The following is a 21,031-nucleotide window of genomic DNA, read 5'->3' on the forward strand; positions in this document are numbered from 1 at the left end:
TTGTTGCCGCTGGCCGCCGGACGGCGCGCCTACATCATCCCGGGCGGCGGCTCCAACGCCATCGGCGGCCTGGGCTACGTCGCCTGCGCGCAGGAACTGCAGCAGCAACTGTTCGAGCAAGGCCTGCACATCGCCCGCGTCGTCGTCGGCTCGGGCAGCTCGGGCACGCATGGCGGCCTGCTCGCCGGTTTCCTGGGCAACCGCATCGCGATCCCGATCACCGGCATCGGCGTCAGCCGGGATCCGGCCGACCAGGTGCCGCTGGTGCACAAGGAGGCTCAGGCCGTCGTCGACCTGATCGGCGCCGGCTTCGAGGTGCCGCGCGCGGCGGTGCACTGCGTCGGCGGCTACTGGCAGCCCAAGTACTCGGTGCCGAACGCGGCGATGGTCGAGGCGGTGCAGCTGCTGGCACGCACCGAAGGCGTGCTGCTGGACCCCGTCTACACCGGCAAGATCATGGCCGGGCTGATCGGCCTGGCGCGCAGCGGCGAGCTGAAGGCCGACGAACCGGTGCTGTTCCTGCACACCGGCGGCCTGCCCTCGCTGCACGCCTACGAGCCGGTGGTGCTCGGCGACACGCCGGTCTGAACCCGCGCCGCGCTCAGCTCGGTCGCCGCTGCACCAGGGCGACCGCCTCCTCGAAGGAGTAGGCGGTGTGGTGCACCCGGTCGGTGGCCAGCGGGTCCTGCGGCGGCTGGCCCGACAGCGAGGCCGGCAGCATCGCCACGACACGCGCCTGCGGCAGCTGGGCCAGACAGGCGTCGAGCGCGCGCAGCTCGTGCGCGGCGCCGGCCTCGCCGCCGCCACAGACGACGAAGACGACGCCGATCGCCTCCGGACGCATGTCGGGCGGCACCTCGGCCAGCTCGTTCACGGTGGCGTGGCGCGCGTCGTGGTGCTCGCTGCGCAGCACGCGAACCAGCAGCTCGGCCGTCAGTTCGGAGCCAGCGTCGGGCAGGCTCACGCACAGCAGCAGCGAGCCCGGCGGCACGTCCAGCGGGCCCTGCCAGCGGCCTTCGACACGCTCGCGTTCGCGGCGCAGGCGCAAGCCCAGGCCGGTGCCGTCCAGCACCGCCGAGCGCCGCCGCGACGGCAGCGGCGCGCGCGTCAGCTCGGCCAGCACCTGCAGGATGACGCGCTGCGCCGCGGCCTGCTGCTGCGGGCTGATCAGCTGGCGCTCGTAGTCCTGGTGCGCCAGTTCGAACGCCGGCATCACGACCTTGTCGCAGTAGGCGGCGAGCGACTTGCGCTTGAGGAAACGGCGTGCGTCGGCCAGGACCTCCACCGGGTCGCCGCTGATCGCACGCTGGTAGAAGCGCTGCGACAGGTCCAGCGCCGGCGCATCGCCCAGCAGCAGGTCGAGGAAGGCGAGCGAGGGCACGTGGCGCCCGGCGACCACCAGGCACAGCGTCAGCGGCGTCGACAGCAGCAGCCCGACCGGCCCCCACAGCGCGCCCCAGAAGATCGCCGCGACCACCACCGAGAACGGCGACAGCCCGGTCGTGTGACCGTAAAGCTGGGGCTCGACGACGTAGGCCGCGACCAGCTCCACGCCGAGGAAGACGAGCGCCGTCGACAGCACCAGCTCCCAGCCCGGCGCCATCGCCGCCGCCATCGTGCTGGCGAACAGCGCCGCGGCCGGGAAGCCGACGTAGGGCACGAAGCGCAGCAAGGCGCCGAGTGCGGCCCACACCACCGCATGCGGCACTCCCAGCAGGCCGAGCAGCGCCCAGATCGCGAAGCCGACACCGGCGTTCACCGAGAACTGCGAGATGAAGTAGCGCGACAGCCGCTGCCCGGCGTCGTCGAGTGCGCTGGTGGCGGCACGCAAGTCGCGCCCGCCGAGCAGCCGGATCAGCCGGTCGCGCAGCGAATCCTGCTCCAGCAGCGCGAACACCAGCACCAGCACGACGACGCCGACGAAGCCGAGCGGGCCCCAGACGGCGGCCACGAGCTGGCCCAGCAGCGAGGCGCTGGCGCCGTCGTCGCCCGCGGCTGGCGCCTGCGTGTCGGCGTCGGCCGGCAGCGCTGGCGCCGGGCCCAGGTCGCCGATCATCCGGCCGGCGCGGCCCTGCACTTCCTGCAGCGGCCGCAGCATCAGCTCGCGCAGCGTGCCGACCTTCTGGCGCACGTTGTTCTCGTAGCGTGGCAGCTCGTGCGAGAGCTCGCCGACCTGGGCGACGAGCACGCCGGCGACGGCCGCCACCAGCAGCCCGACGATCAGCAGCGCGGCGATCGCCGCCGGCGCCTGGCCCAGGCCGAGGCGGCGGATGCGGTGCACGATCGGCGCCATCACGAAGGCCAGCGTGATCGCCAGCGCGATCGGCTCGAGCACGTCGCGGCCGACGTACAGCAGGCCCAGCAGCGCGATGCCGACCAGGATCTTGAGCGCGAAGGGCTGGGGAGTCGGCGAAGTCATCGCATGGGACGGGACGGCATGGCAGCCGCGAGTATCCCAATACTTCCAGCGCTCGCCACCGCCCGCGCCGCCGGCAGCCGCGTGCGCGATGCTGCGGCATTCCACCCTCAGGCGCCGTTGTCGGCTGGCTGCCGCCGAAGGATGCCGGCTCTGGATGCACGGCGCTGCGGGAACTGGAGCTCAGGAACCGGGCGCCAGATGAACGCTGCTCGGAACAATCCGGCAAATCGTGCCGGCAGCAAACTTCCATGGACAACTCACCGGGTACCGTCGCGAGTGGCGGATCGGTCGGATCGGGCCATGTCCGATGGATTGGAACCGGTCCAGCGCTTGAAGGCGCGACGGAAGCTGCCGACGCCGGCGAAGCCTGTCTCCGCAGCCGTTTCCCGGACCGAGCGCTGCCCGTTCACCAGCAGTTCCAGTGCCCTCGACTTGCGGCAGTCGTCGAGCAGATGCCGGTAGCTGACGGCCTGTTCTGCCAGCCGGCGCCGCATGGAGCGCTCGCTCATGTGCAACTGCGATGCCAGCACGGCCGGGCTCACCACGTTGGGCAGCAGACGAAGTATCTCGCCCTCGACGTTCGACGATGTCGTCGACTCGGTCGACGCCCCCCGGGTCTCGCGTTCCATGATGTCGACCGCTTGCCTGCAGGCCACGGCGCTGGCCTGCGGCAGCGGGTAGTCGAGCCAGCCGTTGTCGGTGACGAGCAGGTTTCGGAGCCCGCCGAAGAACACCGGGCAGCCGAAATAGCGCTCGAGTTCCTCCGCGTTCGACGGCCGGATGCGCACCATCTCGACGAACATCGGCACGTAGTGCGCACCCGTCAGCACGCGGCGCAGGGTGACGCAGGCGGTGAACACTTCGTCGACCAGAAAGGACCCGATGTCGTGGTCGCCGGATCGGGGTTCGGCCACCAGAACATGGCGGCGGTCGGGCAGCTCGGCGCGCAAGGAAACCAGGTAACCGGCACAGCTCTGGAACTGCATCTCCAGTGCGATGGCTTCCCCCAGCGTCCTGCTGGCCAGCTGGCCCAGGGCGAGCGCGCCACGGTGGGTGATCCTGCTGCGGACGCCCAGCCGAAAGCCCAGCGCGGCGTCCCCGATCAATGCCAGCGCACGCCGCACGAGCAGGGTTGCGCTGTGATGGGGAATCATCGCCCCCGGAACCTCCAGCTCGCCCAGGCCGAACGCGAGCTCCGTGAACAGCGCGTCCGGATCGGCGTGCAGCCGCAAGAACTCGTCCTTCAGTGACCGCAGCAGAACCGGCGCGACCCGGCGCTCGCGGTCGCCGGCCATCGGCACGCCAGGGCTCGACAAAACAAGCCTGCTGCCGTCCGCTGGGCGAGACAAGAGATCGGTTTCGGGAATCGATACACCCGACCGTAGGCTGTCCGGGAGCGCCGGTCAGTACGCCAGCGCACATGGATCGCCGGCCCGCGGGGCCGGATCGCCCCGCCTCACAACTGCTTCAGGATCTCCTGCGCCATGCCGGACAGCGGCAGCGTGCGCTCGACGCCGCCGCGCTTGATCGCTTCCTTGGGCATGCCGAAGACGACGCAGCTTTCCTCGTCCTGCGCCACCGTCTTGGCGCCGGCGCCGCGCATCTCGAGCATGCCGGCCGCGCCGTCGTCGCCCATGCCGGTCATGATGATGCCGAGCGCGTTGACGCCGGCGCTCTTGGCCACCGAGCGGAACAGCACGTCGACCGAAGGCCGGTGCCGGTTCACCAGCGGCCCGTCGACCACTTCGACGAAATACTGGGCGCCGCTGCGCTTCAAGACGAGGTGGCGGCCGCCGGGGGCGATCAGTGCCCGGCCGTTGACGACACGGTCGTTGCTTTCGGCCTCCTTGACGCTGATGTGGCACAGACCGTCCAGCCGTGCCGCGAACGCGGCCGTGAACTTCTCGGGCATGTGCTGCACGATGACGATGCCGGGACAGACACGCGGCAGCGCCGTCAGCACCTCCTCCAGCGCCTGGGTGCCGCCGGTGGAGGTGCCGATCGCGACAACGCGCTCGGTCGTCTGCGTCATCGCGCGCGGCGAAGCCGCCGTCAGGATCACGTCCGCCGTGTTCTTGCCGACCGCCACCAGCGGCGGCGCGGCGGCGTTCACGGCCAGGCGGCGCACGTTGGCGCGCGCCGCGGCCTTGACGGTGGCGACCAGGTCGTCGGCCGCATCGGTGAGGAACTGCTTCAAGCCGAGCTTGGGTTTGGTGACGATGGCCACCGCGCCGGCGGCCATGGCCTCGAGCGTGGTCTTCGCGCCCTTTTCGGTCAGCGTCGAGCAGATCACCACCGGCGTCGGCCGCTCGCTCATGATCTTGCGCAGGAAGGTGATGCCGTCCATGCGCGGCATCTCGACGTCGAGCACGATGACGTCGGGCCACTGCTGTCGCATGCGTTCGATGGCGAGCAGCGGGTCGGCCACCGCGGCCATCACCTGCAGGCCCGGCGCCGCGGCCAGCATGCCGCCGATGACCTGACGCACGACGGCCGAGTCGTCGACGACGAGCACTTTGATGGGGTTCATGCTGCCTGCCTCGCTGACTGCTGTGGCGCCTGGCCCGGCAGCAGCCAGGCTGGCAGGCGCAGCTGACGCGACCAGACATGGCCGCTCTCGATGTCGAACACGATCTGGCGGTGGCCGAAGCCGAACAGGCTCTCCGACACGACCTCTATGCCCTGGCGCTGCAGCAGTTCGCGCGCGGCTTCGCCGTTGCGGCGGCCGACGGCCGCGGCGCCGCGTTTGTGTTGCGCCGGGAACATGTCGCCGCCGCCGAAGATCTTGGCTTCGCACTGCGCCACCACGACCTTGCGCGCCAGCAGCTCACGCAGCATCAGCGTCAGCGCCTCGTCGCCATAACGCGCGTCCAGTGTGGCGGCCGGCGCGGTGCCGGCGCGGCTGAACAGCAGCGAGTGCGACATCGCGCCGACGCGCAGCCGGGCGTGCCACAGCGTCACCGAGACGCAGGAGCCGAGCATGGTGCGCACGCGCTGGCCCGCGTTGCCGACGAAGTACTCGCCCGGCTGCAGCAGCACCGTGTCGGCGCTCATGGCTTGCGGTAGATCGAAGGCGCCAGCTGGACCACGGCCGTGCTGATGTCGTTCAGGCTCTCGGAGTGGCCGATGCAGAAATGGCCACCGGGTTTGAGCAGCGCCAGCACGCGGTTGACCACTTCGCGCTTGGTGTCGCCATTGAAATAGATCATCACGTTGCGCAGGAAGATGATGTCGAAGCTGCCCAGCCGCGGCAGATCGGTGTTCAGGTTCACCTGCGCAAAGCTGACGCGCTGGCGCAGCGCCCGCTGCACGAGCAATGTACCGGCCTGGTCGTCCTGTCCCTTGAGGCAGAAACGCTTCAGATAGTCCGCGGGGATGTTGCGGCCGCGCTCCATCGGGTAGTGCCCGGCGCGGGCACGCTGCAGCACCCGGCTGCTGATGTCGCTGCCGACCACCTCCCAGCCGGTGTCACCGAGCACGTCGGCCAGCACCATCGCGATGCTGTAGGACTCCTCGCCGGTCGAACTGGCCGCGCTCCACACGCGCAGCGGCGTGGCGGCCACGCGGGCCGCCATGGCCAGCCGGCGCAGCAGCTCGAAGTGCTTGGGCTCGCGGAAGAAGTAGGTCTCGTTGGTCGTCAGCAGGTCGACCGCGGTCTGCACCTCGGCCGCCGCGCCGTCGCTGCTGAGCAGATCGAAGTACTGGCCATAACTCGACAACTGGTGCGCCTGCAGGCGCTTGGACAGCCGGCCGCTGACCAGCGCCTTCTTCGCCGGCGCCAGCGTGATGCCGGCGGCCTCGAAGATGAAGCGCTGGAACTTGCTGAATTCCTGGTCGGTGATCGTGGTCGTCATAGGGTCTCGTTGGCGGCCTCGGCGCGCAGTTCGTGCAGGATGGACTGGTGGCGTCTGAGCCAGGCCGGCAGTTCGTCTGCCGGCATCGCCCGCGCGATCAGGTGGCCCTGGCCGACGCTGCAGCCCAGGGCCTGCAGCAGCCGCCAGTCTTCCAGGGTCTCGACGCCCTCGGCCACCGTCACCAGGCCGAGCTGGCGCGCCATGTCCAGCGCCGAGCGCAGGATGACGCGCAGGTTCCTGCGCTGCAGGGCGCCGTGCACGAAGCTGCGGTCGATCTTCAGCTCGGTGAACGGGATCCGGGCCAGTTGCTGCAGCGATGAGAAACCGGTGCCGTAGTCGTCGATCGACAGACCGAAACCTTTGAGCCGCAGTCGCGCGAGCACACCCAGCGCCGCGCCCATGCAGTCGACGACCGAGCTTTCGGTGATCTCCAGCACCACCTGGTCCGGCCGCAGGCCGTGTTCGGCCACGAGATCGGTGACCTCCTGCACCAGCTGCGCCCTGTCGAGCAGCCGCGGCGACAGGTTCACCGCCATCGACAGGCGCAGCCCGTGGGCGTTCCAGTCGGCGGCCTGGGCCAGCGCCTGGCGCAGCACCGACAGCGTCAGCGCGTGGATCAGTCCCTCGGATTCGGGCAGCGCGACGAAGCGGTCGGGCGGCACGAAGCCGCCGCCATGCGGCCAGCGCGCCAGCGCCTCGACGCCGCGCACGATGCCGGTGCGCATGTCGACCTTGGGCTGGTAGTGAACACCGATGCTGCCGTCGGCAATGGCGGCGGCCAGCGCCTGGGCGTCAATTGCCGGACCCGGCGCGACCGGCGGCGAGGTGGCAGCGGCCGTCCGGCTTCCCAGCTCCGCCAGCGCGGCGCCCAGCGCCGCGGTCGACAGCGGCTTCTTCAAGCCGGGCAGCACGGCCAGCCCGAGGTGGCAGGCCAGGGTCTCGACGCTGTCGATCACGGCCTTCTCTTGGCCCGAGGCCACGATCAGCGGCAGCGCCAGGCCTTGCGGCAGCAACTGCTGGATCAGCTCGATGCCGTCCATGCCCGGCATCTCGAGGTCGACGATCATCAGGTCCGGCGTCAGCACCAGATGGCGCAGCAGCGCCAGCGCCTCGGCGCCGCTGGCCGCTTCGTAGATCAAAGGCACACCCAGCTCCCGGCAGGTCTGGACCGTGCGTTCGCGCTGCACGGCGCTGTCGTCGACGACGAGCAGCGACGCCACCGGTGGTGTCGGGCTGGACATGGCGGCGAGCCGGTGTGTCAGAAGCGGGCGAACTGCGCCTCGTCGATCACCGCAGCGGCGGCGTCGGCAGGCGAGGACCGGCGCAGCTCGCGCCGCGGCCGGCTGGCCGGGGCTGGCTTGCGGACCACGGCGGCCGGCGGCCGCAGCGCGGCCACGGTCCGGACGACCTTGAAGAAGGCCATGGTCTGCTGCAGCTGTTCGGCCTGGCCGCTCATCTCCTCGGCGGTGGCGGCCAGCTCTTCGGAGCTCGACGCGTTCTGCTGCGTCGTCTGGCTCAGCTGCGTCACCGCCGCGTTGATCTGCCCGACGCCCGAGCTCTGCTCTTCGGACGCCGCCGTGATCTCCTGCACCAGGTCCGAGGTCTTCTTGATGTTCGGCACGATCGAGTCGAGCAGGCGCCCGGCCTTCTCGGCGAGCTCGACACTCGAACTCGCCACCGTGCCGATCTCCTGCGCCGCGATCTGGCTGCGCTCGGCCAGCTTGCGCACTTCGGCTGCGACGACGGCGAAGCCCTTGCCGTGTTCACCGGCACGCGCCGCTTCGATGGCCGCGTTCAGCGCCAGCAGGTTGGTCTGGTAGGCGATGTCGTCGATGATCCCGATCTTCTTGGCGATCTGCTTCATCGCCGCCACGGTGGAGCGCACCGCTTCGCCGCCTTCGGCAGCTTCTTCCGCGGCCTTGGTCGCCATGCCGTCGGTGACCTTCGCGTTCTCGGTGTTCTGCGAGATCGACGAGGTCATCTGCTCCATCGACGCGCTGGTCTCTTCCACGCCCGCGGCTTGTTCGCTTGACGCCTGGCTCAGCGACTGCGCCGTGGCGCTGACTTCTTCGGACGCACCGGCCAGGGCCTCGGCGCCGCTGTTGATCTCGGCCACCACGTTCGCCAGCTTGACCACCGTGTTGTTGACGTAGAGCTTCATCTCGCCGAAGGAGCCGGGGTAGTCGCGCTCGATCGACATCGTGAGGTCGCCCTCGGAGAGCGCGCCCATGACACGCACCACGTCCTGGATGCCGTCGCCGGTGGTCGCCACGAACTGGTTCAAGCTGTCGCCCATCTCGTGCTGGAAGCCCTGCAGGCCGGTGACGTCGACGCGCGCTGCGAAGTCGCCGCGGTTGGCGGCTTCCACCACCCGGCGCTGGCCGTCGATGACCTGCCCGAGCCGTTGCACCATCTGCTGCAGCGCATGCAGCAAGCTGTGCTGGTCCCCGGGACGCAGCGTGATCTCGGCGCTGAGGTCACCCTCGGCGACACGGCGCATCAGCTCCGCCGCGTGCGCCGGCTCGCCGCCGAGCTGGCGCGAGACGATGCGCGTGACCACCAGGCCCAGCCCGATCGCCAGCACGACCGAAGCGACGACGGTGCCGAGCAGCACGATGCGGGCCGACGCGACCGCGTCCGCGCCCGATTCGTCGGTCTCCTTGGCGTCCGAGGCCAGCTCGACGATCATGGCGCTCAGCGTGTTTTCTGCATCTGTGATGGCCTTGCGCGCCTCGCCGTTGCTGAGATCGGCGGCCTCGGCCGGCTTGCCGGCCAGTGTCAGGGCCGCGACCCTGTCGTTCTGCGCCACATAGTTCGGCAGCTGGGCGTCGAGCTGCCCGAGCAGCGCCTTCTCTTTGGCCGACAGGTCGGTGCCGCGGTAGGCGTCGACGGCCTGGCGGAACTTTTCCAGGTGCGCCTGTGCCCGCAGTACCGTCGCCTGCTGCTCGGCGACGTCCTTGATGGCCGGCAGCCGCATGTAGACGCGCGAATGGTCCGTCAGCCGCGCCATCGCCACAGACACCTGCTGTGCCGGCAGCACGCTGCCGGTGTAGGTTGTATCGAGCATGTGGCCGAGCTCGGTGACGCGCAGCAGGCCATAGACCCCCACCGCCGCCGTGAGCAGCGAGCAGGTCAGGAATGTCAGCAACAGCTTGTGCGCCAGCTTCAGGCGGAGGAACCAGTTCATGTGAACACCTTGGAAACGCTTGCAATCAGAACCATCAGAACCGTGCGAACTGCGCCTCGTCGATGGCGTCTGCACCGCTTGCCGCCGGGTTCGCGAAAGCCAACGAGCCGCTGCCGCGAGTCACCTTGCCACGGGCCGGTTTCGGCTCCTCGGTCTTGCGCCTGGCCACGGAGGACACCGCCGCGGCGGCTGCACGCGCCGGCCTCGCGCTGGCCAGCTTGAAGAAGGCCATGGTCTGCTGCAGCTGTTCGGCCTGGCTGCTCATTTCCTCGGCGGTGGCCGCCAGCTCTTCGGAGCTCGACGCGTTCTGCTGCGTCGTCTGGCTCAGCTGCGTCACCGCGGCGTTGATCTGGCCCACGCCCGAGCTCTGCTCTTCGGACGCCGCCGTGATCTCCTGCACCAGGTCCGAGGTCTTCTTGATGTTCGGCACGATCGAGTCGAGCAGGCGCCCGGCCTTCTCGGCGAGCTCGACGCTCGAACTCGCCACCGTGCCGATCTCCTGCGCGGCGACCTGGCTGCGCTCGGCCAGCTTGCGCACCTCGGCGGCGACGACGGCGAAACCCTTGCCGTGTTCACCGGCACGTGCCGCCTCGATCGCGGCGTTCAGCGCCAGCAGGTTGGTCTGGTAGGCGATGTCGTCGATGATCCCGATCTTCTTGGCGATCTGCTTCATCGCCGCCACGGTGGAACGCACCGCTTCGCCGCCTTCAGCAGCTTCTACTGCGGCCTTGGTCGCCATGCCGTCGGTGACCTTGGCGTTCTCGGTGTTCTGCGAGATCGACGAGGTCATCTGCTCCATCGAGGCACTGGTCTCTTCGACGCCCGCGGCCTGTTCGCTCGAGGCCTGGCTCAGCGACTGCGCGGTCGCGCTGACTTCCTCGGAGGCGCCGGCCAGCGCCTCGGCGCTGGCGTTCACCTCGGTCACGACCTGCGACAGCTGGGCGATGGTGTCGTTGACGTGGCCCTGGATGTCGGCATAGGCACCTTTGTACGCACCGTCGATGGTCTGCGTCAGGTCGCCAGTGGCGACGCCGCCCATCACGCGGCCGACCTCGCCGATGACTTGCTGCAACTGACCGACGGTCTGCTTGACCGCGAACAGCATGCTCGACTCATCGCCGGGCCGCGTGGCCACCTCGAGTGCCAGGTCGCCGACGGCCACCTTGCGGAGCACCCCGGCCGCGTAGTCGGGTTCACCGCCCAGCAGCTTGAGCAGCCCGCGGGTGATGAAATAGGCCACGGCCACAGCCACGGCCACGGCCAGCAGCGCCAGGCCGATGATCAGCGTGCGAGTTTGCTGGTAGGTCGTCTCGGCTGACGAGGCGCCCTGGTTCATCAGATCCTCCTGGAATGCGACGATGACCTTGAGCGACTGCTCCAGTGCCTGGTTGGCCGGCGAGAATTCTGACTTTTGGTACGCCAGGGCTTGGGCTTTGTCGGCCTTGATGGCGGCGAACAGCGGCTCGTACTTGTCGTTCAAGGCAGCCCGCTTCTCGGCGACCACCTTGAACAGCTCGCGTCCCTTCTCGGTGCTGATCAGCTTGTCGATGCGCGCGAGAAGCTCGCCGTTGGCGGCGCGGTTCTCCTGCACCTTCAGCTTCAGCGCCTCGGCTTCGGCATCGCTGGTGGCCAGGAGCATGCTGCGCACCCGGCGCCCGTTGTCCACCGTGCGCAGCAGCATCTCATTGGCCAGGAGGGCCTTGGGGAGGCGGTCCTTGGTGATGAGTACCGTGGCGTCGTTGACCGAGGCCAGGCGCAGCACGCTCAGCACCGAGATGGCGAGCAGCAGCAGGATGACGACACCGAACCCGAGGGCCAGGCGGGTCGCGACTTTCAGATTGGAGAACATGGACGGTTCTTTCGGTTCGCGCAGGCGCGAGGTGATTCAGGCGACAGCGGGTTCCGCCGCGTCCGCGCGCGGCTGCTCATGGCTGCCGACCTCGTCGAGTCGCAAGACCTGATCGACGTCGAGCAGGATCACGAAACGGCCGCCGACTTTGGCCATGCCCGTCAGGAAGTCGGCGCGCAGGCGCGCACCGAAGGACGGCGGCGGCTCGATCTCGGTGGCGGCAATATCCAGCACCTCATTGACGGCATCGACGATGACGCCGATGACGTGGCGGTCTTCGTCCGCCTGCACCTCGACGATGACGAAGCAGGTCTTCTTGCCGACCGGGCTCGAGGCGCGGCCGAAACGTGCCTGCGGGTCCACCACCGGCACCACCGCACCACGCAGGTTGATCACGCCGCGCACGCTGGGCGGCATCATCGGCACCTCGGTCAGGTTGTGGTACTCGATGATTTCCTTGACCTGCAGGATGCTGATCGCGAAGACCTCGCTGCCGAGCATGAAGGTCAGGTACTGGGCGGGTTCGAGCGCGGCCGGCGCCATGGCGGCGGCCTGCGCGAGGGGCTTGTGAGCCAGGGTGTTCATTCGGAGCTCTCCTCAGAAGCGGGCGAACTGCGATTCATCGGGGGCGGTGTCGGCAGCGTCGGCGACCGAGTTCGCGCCGGGAACGCCTGCCGCACTGCGCCGGCTGCCCTGGCGGCGGCCCCTGGCAGCTGCCGGCTGGCGCGCCGCGGCGTTGGCGATGACCGATGCCGCCACGCGCGCCGGCGAGCCGCCGGACATCTTGAAGAAGGACATGGTCTGCTGCAGCTGTTCGGCCTGGCTGCTCATCTCCTCGGCCGTGGCCGCCAGCTCCTCGGAGCTCGACGCGTTCTGCTGCGTCGTCTGGCTCAGCTGCGTCACCGCCGCGTTGATCTGGCCCACGCCCGAGCTCTGCTCTTCGGACGCCGCCGTGATCTCCTGCACCAGGTCCGAGGTCTTCTTGATGTTCGGCACGATCGAGTCGAGCAGGCGCCCGGCCTTCTCGGCGAGCTCGACACTCGAACTCGCCACCGTGCCGATCTCCTGCGCCGCGATCTGGCTGCGCTCGGCCAGCTTGCGCACTTCGGCCGCCACCACCGCAAAGCCCTTGCCGTGTTCGCCAGCCCGCGCCGCTTCGATCGCCGCGTTCAGCGCCAGCAGGTTGGTCTGGTAGGCGATGTCGTCGATGATCCCGATCTTCTTGGCGATCTGCTTCATCGCCGCCACGGTGGAACGCACCGCTTCGCCGCCTTCGGCAGCTTCTTCCGCGGCCTTGGTGGCCATGCCGTCGGTGACCTTGGCGTTCTCGGTGTTCTGCGAGATCGACGAGGTCATCTGCTCCATCGACGCGCTGGTCTCTTCCACGCCCGCGGCTTGTTCGCTCGAGGCCTGGCTCAGCGACTGCGCGGTCGCGCTGACCTCTTCGGAGGCACCGGCCAGCGCTTCAGCGCCGCCGTTGACCTCGGCGACAACGCCCGACAGCTTGTCGACCATGGTCTTCATCGCGTACAGCACGCTGCCCTGGTCGCCGTCCCGGAGCTGGACCTTGACCGTCAGGTCGCCAGTGGAGACGCTGGTGGCGATGTCGGCAACGTAGGCCGGTTCACCGCCCAGCTGGCGCGTCAGCGAGCGCGTGATCACGAAGGCGATCAAGAGTGCGATGACCGCACATCCCGACAGCAGGGCGATGGTCAGGAGGCGGGCCGAGGCATAGGTTGCCTGGGCGACCTGCGCGGCCTTGGCGCCGCCGTCGATGTTGATCTGGGCCAGCTTGTCGGAGGTCGCGCGCATCGAGTTGTAGCGCTTCAGGCCTTCGCCATCCAGAACGGCTCTCGCCTCCGCGCTCTTGCCCGCCCGCACCAGGGCGACCAGCTTGGCGTGCTCCGGCAGGAACACCTCCAGGTCGGCCTTGAAGAGGTCGTAGCTCTGGCGCTCTTCAGGCGACGAGACGAGTTGAAGGTAGGCGTCCCATTCCTTGCGGATGGCGCCAATGCGTTCTTCCATCTCTTTCTCGCCCGACGCGATCAAGCCGGGATCGGTCTCGAGAATCGACCGCAGCTCGAGCACCCTGACGCGGTTCAGGTTCGACTTGGTGAGCAGTACGCCGCGTACGCTGGGCATCCAGTTGGTTGCCAGGTCGATGGCGGTGTCGTTCACGATCGACAGGCGCGTCATCGAAAAGATGCCGAAGCCGACCATCAAGAGCAATACGAAGGCGAAGGATCCAAAGAGCTTCGTCGACAACTTCATGCGGGAGAACATCTCAATTCCTTCGGGCTGATGGTCACTGGAGCAACTGCTCGTTTTCAAGCAAGAACGGATCGGTTTGCAGCGGCGGCCGGGGCCGGAGCCGCGGTCTGGCGCGCGGGCACCTGGGCCTGCTGCATCAGCAGCGGCACGTCGAGGATCAGCGCCACGTCGCCGCTGCCCAGGATGCTGGAGCCGCTGATGCCGCGCACCTGCGCGAACATCTTCGACAGCGGCTTGATGACGGTCTGGGCTTCGCCCAGAAGCGTGTCGACGACGAGCCCGAAGGTGTGCCCGCCGTGCCGGACGACGACGATGTTCTGCCGCGTCGGCGGCGTGCCGGGCACGCCGAACAGCTCGCGCAGGCGTATGAACGGCATGACGTGGCCGCGCAGGTCGGCGTAGTCCCGGCCCGGCTCGGCCTTGAACTCGATGCACTCTTCCACCACGTCCAGCGGCACCACGAACACCGACTTGCCGACGCCGACCTGGAAGCCGTTGATGATCGCCAGCGTCAGCGGCAGGCGCACCGTGACGGTGGTGCCGCGGCCCGGCGTGCTGGCCAGGGCGACGCTGCCGCGCAGCGCCGTGATGTTGCGTTTGACGACGTCCATGCCGACGCCGCGGCCCGACAGATTCGTCACCTTGTCGGCAGTGGAGAAGCCGGGCTCGAAAATCAGGGCGTAGGCTTCGTCGTCGCTCAAGGTCCGGCCGGCTTCGACGAGACCCCGTTCGACCGCCTTGGCCACGATCTTGTCGCGGTTCAAGCCGCCGCCGTCGTCGCTGACCTGGATGACGATGCTGCCCGAGTCGTGGTACGCGTTCAGCGCCAGCGTGCCCTGCGCCGGCTTGCCGCGCGCGGCACGCAGTTCGGCCGAGTCGATGCCGTGATCCATCGCATTGCGTACCAGATGCATCAGCGGGTCGCCGATCTTCTCGACCACGGTCTTGTCGAGCTCGGTGTCCTCGCCGCTGACCTGCAGCTCGATGTCCTTGCCGAGTTCGCGCGCCACGTCGTGCACGACGCGCTTGAAACGGCTGAAGGTGGCGCCGATCTTGACCATGCGCAGTTGCAGCGCGCTGTCGCGCACCTCCTCGACGAGGTCGGCGAGCGTCGAGTTGGCTTCGTGCAGCTTCAGATCGGGAATGCGGCGCCCGATCAGGTTGGCGCCTTCGGCGGCGATGATGAGTTCGCCGACGAGGTTGATCAGGCGGTCGAGCTTGTCGGCGTCGACACGCACCGATTGGCCTTCGTGCGGTTTGCCATCGTGGCGCTGCCGCGCCAGGGCGGCGTCGACGACCTCGGGTGAAACCGCACCCTGCTCGGTGAGGATGCTGCCGATCGGCTGCCGCACGGCCGCTGGCGTCTGCGCTGCCGCTGCCGCCTGCGTCTGCAGCGCGGTCTCCAGTTCGCGCGCGGTGACGCTGCCACAGCGCACCAGGATCTCGCCCAGCCGCGGCGGCTCTTCGGGCAGGTCGGCGATCAAGGCCAGGTACTCGGCGACGCGGCTGTGCGGCGGCACCATCTTCAGCACGCAGTCGTCGATGACGAACTCGAACACGCCCTCGATCGTCGCCTTGTCGACCGCGCTCTTGAACGCGATCTCGAAGCCCAGGCAGCAGGCCTCGGCGTCCAGCGTTTCGAGCGCCGGTACGGCGTCGTGCAGGGTCACGATGCGTTCGATGCTGCCCAGCGTCGCCAGGTAGCGGATGAACGACAGCGGGTCCATGCCGTTGCGCAGCACGCTGGCGCCGAAACGCAGCGACAGATGCCAATGGTCGACGCCGCCGCCAGCCGCGGCCGCGCGGGCCGGCTCCAGCTGCGCCTCGGCCGCCTGAGCCGACGCTGACACGGCGGGCGCGGCCAGGTAGTGCTGCAGCCGCGACAGCAGCGCGTCCCCGCTCGGGTCGGCACCGGCCGCGGCAGCCGGCAGACCGGCCTCGACCTTGTCGATCAGGCTGCCGATGTGGTCGGCACACCCGAGCAGCAGCGGGATCAAGGCGTCGTCCAGCGCGATGCCGCCTTCGCGCACCTCGTCGAGAACGCTCTCCACGACGTGGGTGAACGCGACCACGCCGTCCAGGCCGAACAGGCCGGCGGAGCCCTTGATGGTGTGCGCGGCGCGGAAGATCGCGTTGATGCTCTCGGCGGGAGCGGCCTCGTCGGCCACGCGCAGCAGCGCAGCCTCCATGTCGTCGAGCAGTTCCCGACCTTCGACGATGAAGGTCTGCAGGGCGTCGTCGAGGTTCATGCCGGGGTCCGTGAAGATGAGACGTCGAAGTGGGCGGTCAGGCCGAGCGTGGCCAGGACATCGGCCACGGCCGGGCTGGTGGCGGCCAGGCTGAGCCGCGAATCGGCAGCGGCCGCCGACCGCTGGGCAGCCATCAGCAACTGCACGCCGGCACTGTCCATGTCGGTGACACCGCCGAGATCGAGCTCGAGGTCGGCACCGGGGTCCAGGGTGGCCAGCGCGGCCAGCAGGCTTTCGCGCAGTTCGCTGGCGCGGTAGATCGTCAGCTCACCGTCGATGCACAGCGGGGGGCTCACTGGGGCACCCTTCGGCCTGACGGCCGGTCCCGCCAAGCGGGAATGAGCCCCGGACAAGTCCTGCGGGCTCATGCCAGCACCAGCTTCTGCACGACGGCCAGCAGTTGCGGCGGGTTGAAGGGCTTGAGCATCCAGGCCTTCGCACCGGCCGCCTGGCCTTCCTTCTTCTTGCCTTCCTGCGACTCGGTCGTGAGCATCACGATCGGCGTGAAGCGGTAGGCCGGCAGCCCCTTGATCGCCTTGACGAGCGTGATGCCGTCCATGTTGGGCATGTTGACGTCGCTGATGATCAGGTGGACCTTCTGGCCCGTCAGCTTCTTCAGCGCGTCGACGCCGTCGCAGCCTTCGAGCACGTCGTAGCCGGCACCGCGCAGCGAAATGGCGACGACCTGGCGCAGCGAGGCCGAGTCGTCGACGATCATGATGGTCTTGGCCATGGGTTCCCTGGCTTTCAGAAAAAGGTGACTTCTTCGAGCGGCGAAGGCGCGGCGGCAACAGCGGGCGCGCCGCTGCTGCGGTGCGTGTTGCGCTCGTCGGCCATGGCGTAGCTGCCTTCGAGCTCGGCCAGCAGCGCGGCCGCGTCGACGGCCTTCAGCGCGCCGTCGATCTCGAACTGCTCGCGGGTCGCAGCCAGCAGCTCCGGCAGGCGATCGATGTTGTGGCGCACATGGGTCATGCGCTGGCTGACGCGGTCCTGGAACTGCAGTTGCACCAGGGCCTCGACGATCTCCGCCTGGATGTCGACGCTGGCGCGCTGCAGCACCTCGGCCGAACCCTCCAGCGCCTGCGTCACGCCCTGGAGCTGGCCGAGCACGCCGTGAATCGTCTGTTCCGAGGCCAGCGCCGACGCGCTTTCGCGTGCCGCCGAAACCTCGGCATTGCGCCGCGTGCTGACGATGGCCGCAGCGATGACACCGACCTTCTCGGCCATGCGCCGCCCGGTCTCGCCCGACATCGCCGAGAGCTTGCGCACTTCCTGCGCCAGTACCGCAAAGCCGCGGCCGCTGTCGCCCGCGTGGGCGGCTTCGATGGCGGCATTGATGGCCAGCAGATTGGTCTGCGCCGCGATGTTGGCCACCTCGGCGGCCATCTGCGTCAGTTCATCGACGAAGCGGCCCAGGCTCTGCACTTCGGCGTGCATCGCGCTGTTGCTGGCCAACGCGTTGTGCAGCGAGCCGAGCACGCCTTGCAGTTCCTGTCGGCTCCGGTCGAAGACGCCTGCCGCACCATGGTCGCCATCCGGCGCCGACGCCTTCAGCGCCTGTCCCAGGCGGTCGACGATGCTGCCGAAGCGCTGGCTCAACGCCGCGACCGCGGTCTCCATCTGCAGACGCGACTGCTCGATGTGCACGCTCCACAGCGGCAGCACGTCGCGGCCCAGACCTTCGTTGGCAATCACGAACGCCGCGGTGGCGCCGTGCGCCGCCTCGTGTCGGCGCTGGCTCGTGCGATCGGCCCACAGGCCGCTCAGCAGCAGCAGCGCAGCGGCCAGCACGGTCCAGGGTGTCAGGCCGCCGCCAGCGGCTGCGGCCAGTGCTGCGCCGGCCAGGGCTGTCGCCGCGGCACGCCAGCGCCCCCACGACTCGCGGGTGGCATGGGCGGTACGGGCAGCCGTCCTATCGTCTTGCATGGCGGGTTTTCACGAGCGTTGCTCCGGTTCGACGGTTCGGCCGCATTCGGCCCTTGCTCTGGGCATTTCGGCCGCGTGCCGTCATGCGGGAGCGCCTTGGCGGACAACATGCGGGCCGCCGCGGCCAACCGGCAGCCGACCACGCAACCCATCACGGCCGGGGGAAGCGCGTGGCGTTGCCGCACGCGTGCGGACCGGGAACGGCGCGGGCGTGAGCGGTTCTGCCGCGTTTGCCGCCCAGGCGGCTAGCGCAGGCTCCGGCCCCGGGTCCGGCTGCGCGGTGGCATAACGCGCTTCGTCGCGCGCCGCCTGCCCGCGGGCCACTCGCGAGCACGCAGCAGCCGGGCGGCGACAGTGCCGCATTGGCCGGCCCGGGCACGGCGGCAAGCGAGTACAGGGTTCCCGTCTCGGCGGTGATGGCCCCCTGGCACCGACAGCGGCGCGCAGAGGCGCCTGCTGGCCGCCGTCATGCAGCCGAGGCCAGCAGCGGAAGTTGCCCAGGAACTACCCCGGGCGGCCAGCGAGTAGTCGGCCGAAAAGCGAAAAAGCCCGGTAGATCAACGATCTTCCGGGCTGTCTGTTGGCAGGCGCGATTGGACTCGAACCAACGACCCCCACCACGTCAATGTTGAGTCAAGGACGCCCACAGGCGGCGCGAGAACTATCTGGACAAGGAGCACCGGGCCGATCACCGATCTGGTCCGCCACGGACTGGAACTGCTGACAGTGGCGCAGATCAGCGGAACTCTCGCCGACTGCGAAATGGCGCAGCCGACCCATTGCTGCCCCCGGCCAGTTTCGGAGCGGATGGCCGCTCCACCCAGGAACTTGACCTTCGCCAACGTCGCCGCGGAAGTCAGCGATGGCGACAGCGGTCGCTCGCGGAGGCCGTCTTTCCGACACTTGTCCGAAGTCTGCTACTGAAGTTGTATCGCAGGCCGATAACAGATCGTGTAGTTCGGCCATCCGTACGACGAGTCCGGGAAAGCAACCCTGTGCTCGCATTCGCTTGCTCTGATCCCCCTGACCTCGCCGTCTCCCTGTTTGAAGGAACAGAGCAATGAACAACCTGACCGTGCGTGCCAAATTGACCTGGGCCTTTGGCCTTCTGGCTCTGGTGGTGCTGCTCGTCTCCGGCTTCGCCATCAAATCGCTGTCTGACGCCGATCGGCGGTTCGACGGCTTCGTCAATGGCATCACCGAACGCCTCGACATGGCCGGGCACGTGAGAAGCGCTGTGGCCCACAGAGCCATCGCCGCACGCAATCTGGTTCTCGTCACCAGCCCCGAGGACATGGCCGTCGAGAAGGAAAAGGTCCTTGCCGCTCACAAGGAAGCGACAGAGTCGATGAGCAAGCTCAAGCAGATGGGCCAGGCGAACGATGTTTCTGAAGAAGCACGCCGTCTGATTGCGGAAATGGACAGAGTCGAGAAGGCCTATGCGCCTGTCGCCCTGGACATTGTCGACAAGGCCATGACCAAACGGCGCGACGAAGCCGTCGAGAAGATGAACAAGGAGTGCCGCCCGTTGCTGGCCAGCCTGGACAAGGCAGTGCAGGCGTACGTCGACTTCGTTCGCACCGTGTCTGACAAACGCGTGGAGGCTGCCGCGGCAGACTATGCCGCGCAACGCAACCTGCTGATCGGTGCCTGCGCGCTCGCCTTCCTGCTGGCCGGCGGTGCCGGCGTGCTGCTCACACGCAGTCTGACGCGCGCACTTGGCGGCGAGCCGGCTGAACTTGGCGCGGCCATCCAACGTGTGGCCGATGGCGACTTGAGCGTGCGCATCGAACCGCGTTCGGGCGACGACTCCAGCGTGATGGCCACTGCAGCCCGCATGCAGACGGCGCTGTCCCTGTTGGTGTCCAGCGTGCGGCAGAACTCTGAGAGCGTGGCCACCGCCAGCGCACAGATCGCGCAGGGAAATCAGGACTTGTCCAGCCGCACCGAACAACAGGCCAGCGCGCTGCAGCAGACGGCCGCCACCATGGATCAGCTGGGCACCACCGTCCGCAACAACGCCGACAGCGCTAAGCAGGCCAACCAGCTGGCCCAGGGCGCGTCGGCGGTGGCTGCGCAAGGCGGCGAGGTGGTCGGAAAGGTGGTTACCACCATGCAGGGCATCAACGACAGCAGCCGCAAGATAGGCGACATCATCAGCGTGATCGACGGCATCGCCTTCCAGACCAACATCCTGGCTCTGAACGCGGCGGTCGAAGCCGCCCGCGCGGGTGAGCAGGGCCGCGGCTTTGCCGTCGTGGCTTCCGAGGTTCGCAGCCTGGCCCAGCGCAGCGCCGAAGCAGCCAAGGAAATCAAGACACTGATCGGCCGCAGCGTCGAGCAGGTCGAGCAGGGCACCGCGCTGGTCGATCAGGCCGGCAAGACCATGGGTGAGATCGTGGGCTCCATTCAGCGGGTGAGTGACATCGTGGCCGAGATCACTTCAGCCAGCGCCGAGCAAAGCTCGGGCGTTCAACAGGTGGGCGAGGCGGTCAGCCAGATGGACCAGGCCACGCAGCAGAACGCGGCGCTGGTGGAAGAAAGCGCCGCCGCCGCGGAAAGCCTGAAAGGACAGGCACTGCAACTGGTACAGGCGGTGGCGATGTTCAAGCTGTCGCCTGGAGGGCACGCGGGCGCCGCTGACGCTGCGGCCCCGGGAGCCAACGAGCCCAGCGGCGAGCGGCGCGGCCCGAACCGTGCCAAGAACGTCACCCGCCCGGCTTTCAAGGCCAAGCGTGCCACTGCACCTGCACAGACCCTGCGGCCGAGCCCGGGCGCCAACGCATCCGCCAGGACCGGCACCGACGACTGGGCTTCGTTCTGAGCGCGGCGTGCCGCGCCAGCACCTGCCCCCACCCATCAAGGAGTCGTCGATGAACCTGATTACCGAAGAGCGCCCGTTGGTTGCCACGCGGTGCATTGATTGAACCGCCCCGGCTTCCAAGGAGGCTCCTTCGCTTGAGAATGGACGGAGTGCCAGCGGAGACGTAGAGCGGTCACCTGCCGCATCCTGGACACCGGGACGGCAGCGCGAACTAGATCTTCGGCTTTGGCGTCTCGGCCGTAGCCAACGGCTGCCTTCGTGCCGAAGGCAGCAGATACTCGCAGGAGGGGGCCCAAAGTCCGCCCCTGCGTTCCATACAGGCAGAAAAAAAGCACTTAGCGTTTCCGCTAAGTGCTTGATTTCCCTACCAAATTTGGTAGGCGCGATTGGACTCGAACCAACGACCCCCACCATGTCAAGGTGGTGCTCTAACCAGCTGAGCTACGCGCCTA

At 68.6% G+C, this 21,031-nt stretch carries 16 protein-coding genes and 1 tRNA gene; 2 read left to right on the forward strand and 15 right to left on the reverse strand.

Annotation, left to right across the window (positions count from 1 at the left end; translation table 11 throughout):
- Positions 1-588 (forward strand): pyridoxal-phosphate dependent enzyme (locus CKO43_RS09025; protein WP_200378438.1); only part of this gene is annotated, 588 nt, incomplete at its 5' end.
- Positions 589-601: 13 nt separating this feature from the next.
- Here the strand turns inward: CKO43_RS09025 and CKO43_RS09030 are convergent.
- The 14 genes from CKO43_RS09030 to CKO43_RS09095 form a co-directional block, all read right to left on the reverse strand.
- A complete protein-coding gene (locus CKO43_RS09030; protein WP_200378439.1) occupies positions 602-2,419 on the reverse strand; it encodes an AI-2E family transporter in 1,818 nt (605 codons plus the stop codon).
- A 257-nt stretch (positions 2,420-2,676) separates the two neighbouring features.
- Positions 2,677-3,714, reverse strand: a complete 1,038-nt coding sequence (locus CKO43_RS09035) for an AraC family transcriptional regulator (protein ID WP_200378440.1) — start codon at positions 3,712-3,714, stop codon at positions 2,677-2,679.
- 161 nt (positions 3,715-3,875) lie between these two features.
- A complete protein-coding gene (locus CKO43_RS09040; protein ID WP_200228288.1) occupies positions 3,876-4,949 on the reverse strand; it encodes a protein-glutamate methylesterase/protein-glutamine glutaminase in 1,074 nt (357 codons plus the stop codon).
- Positions 4,946-5,473, reverse strand: a complete 528-nt coding sequence (locus CKO43_RS09045; protein ID WP_200378441.1) for a chemotaxis protein CheD — start codon at positions 5,471-5,473, stop codon at positions 4,946-4,948. The genes CKO43_RS09040 and CKO43_RS09045 overlap by 4 nt, the downstream gene beginning before the upstream one ends.
- On the reverse strand, positions 5,470-6,273 hold the full coding sequence (locus CKO43_RS09050) for a CheR family methyltransferase (protein WP_200228290.1): 804 nt from the start codon (positions 6,271-6,273) through the stop codon (positions 5,470-5,472). The genes CKO43_RS09045 and CKO43_RS09050 overlap by 4 nt, the downstream gene beginning before the upstream one ends.
- Positions 6,270-7,514, reverse strand: a complete 1,245-nt coding sequence (locus tag CKO43_RS09055; RefSeq protein WP_200378442.1) for an EAL domain-containing response regulator — start codon at positions 7,512-7,514, stop codon at positions 6,270-6,272. The genes CKO43_RS09050 and CKO43_RS09055 overlap by 4 nt, the downstream gene beginning before the upstream one ends.
- A 17-nt stretch (positions 7,515-7,531) precedes the next feature.
- The gene (locus tag CKO43_RS09060; RefSeq protein ID WP_200378443.1) at positions 7,532-9,460 is read right to left on the reverse strand and encodes a HAMP domain-containing methyl-accepting chemotaxis protein; all 1,929 of its coding nucleotides are present in this window, start codon (positions 9,458-9,460) and stop codon (positions 7,532-7,534) included.
- Between the two features lie 34 nt (positions 9,461-9,494).
- Complete coding sequence (locus CKO43_RS09065) at positions 9,495-11,309, reverse strand: methyl-accepting chemotaxis protein (RefSeq protein WP_200378444.1); 1,815 nt, start codon at positions 11,307-11,309, stop codon at positions 9,495-9,497.
- A 36-nt stretch (positions 11,310-11,345) separates the two neighbouring features.
- Positions 11,346-11,894 (reverse strand): chemotaxis protein CheW, encoded by a 549-nt coding sequence (locus CKO43_RS09070; protein ID WP_200228294.1) that lies wholly within the window; start codon positions 11,892-11,894, stop codon positions 11,346-11,348.
- Between the two features lie 12 nt (positions 11,895-11,906).
- On the reverse strand, positions 11,907-13,580 hold the full coding sequence (locus CKO43_RS09075) for a methyl-accepting chemotaxis protein (protein WP_242481108.1): 1,674 nt from the start codon (positions 13,578-13,580) through the stop codon (positions 11,907-11,909).
- Positions 13,581-13,636: 56 nt separating this feature from the next.
- The gene (locus CKO43_RS09080; protein ID WP_200378446.1) at positions 13,637-15,829 is read right to left on the reverse strand and encodes a chemotaxis protein CheA; all 2,193 of its coding nucleotides are present in this window, start codon (positions 15,827-15,829) and stop codon (positions 13,637-13,639) included.
- The gene (locus CKO43_RS09085) at positions 15,826-16,125 is read right to left on the reverse strand and encodes an STAS domain-containing protein (RefSeq protein ID WP_346728233.1); all 300 of its coding nucleotides are present in this window, start codon (positions 16,123-16,125) and stop codon (positions 15,826-15,828) included. Before CKO43_RS09085 ends, CKO43_RS09080 begins: the two co-directional genes overlap by 4 nt.
- A 68-nt stretch (positions 16,126-16,193) precedes the next feature.
- Complete coding sequence (locus tag CKO43_RS09090) at positions 16,194-16,562, reverse strand: response regulator (protein ID WP_200228298.1); 369 nt, start codon at positions 16,560-16,562, stop codon at positions 16,194-16,196.
- A gap of 14 nt (positions 16,563-16,576) precedes the next feature.
- Positions 16,577-17,755 carry a methyl-accepting chemotaxis protein gene (locus CKO43_RS09095; RefSeq protein WP_200228299.1) on the reverse strand — a complete coding sequence of 393 codons (1,179 nt, stop codon included), beginning with the start codon at positions 17,753-17,755 and terminating at the stop codon, positions 16,577-16,579.
- 1,060 nt (positions 17,756-18,815) lie between these two features.
- Here CKO43_RS09095 and CKO43_RS09100 point away from each other — a divergent pair.
- On the forward strand, positions 18,816-20,579 hold the full coding sequence (locus CKO43_RS09100; RefSeq protein WP_200378448.1) for a methyl-accepting chemotaxis protein: 1,764 nt from the start codon (positions 18,816-18,818) through the stop codon (positions 20,577-20,579).
- Positions 20,580-20,953: 374 nt separating this feature from the next.
- Here the strand turns inward: CKO43_RS09100 and CKO43_RS09105 are convergent.
- Positions 20,954-21,030, reverse strand: a tRNA-Val gene (locus CKO43_RS09105).
- Position 21,031: the final 1 nt, after the last annotated feature.

This window comes from Rubrivivax gelatinosus, from assembly GCF_016583785.1.
Taxonomy (GTDB): domain Bacteria; phylum Pseudomonadota; class Gammaproteobacteria; order Burkholderiales; family Burkholderiaceae_C; genus Rubrivivax; species Rubrivivax gelatinosus_B.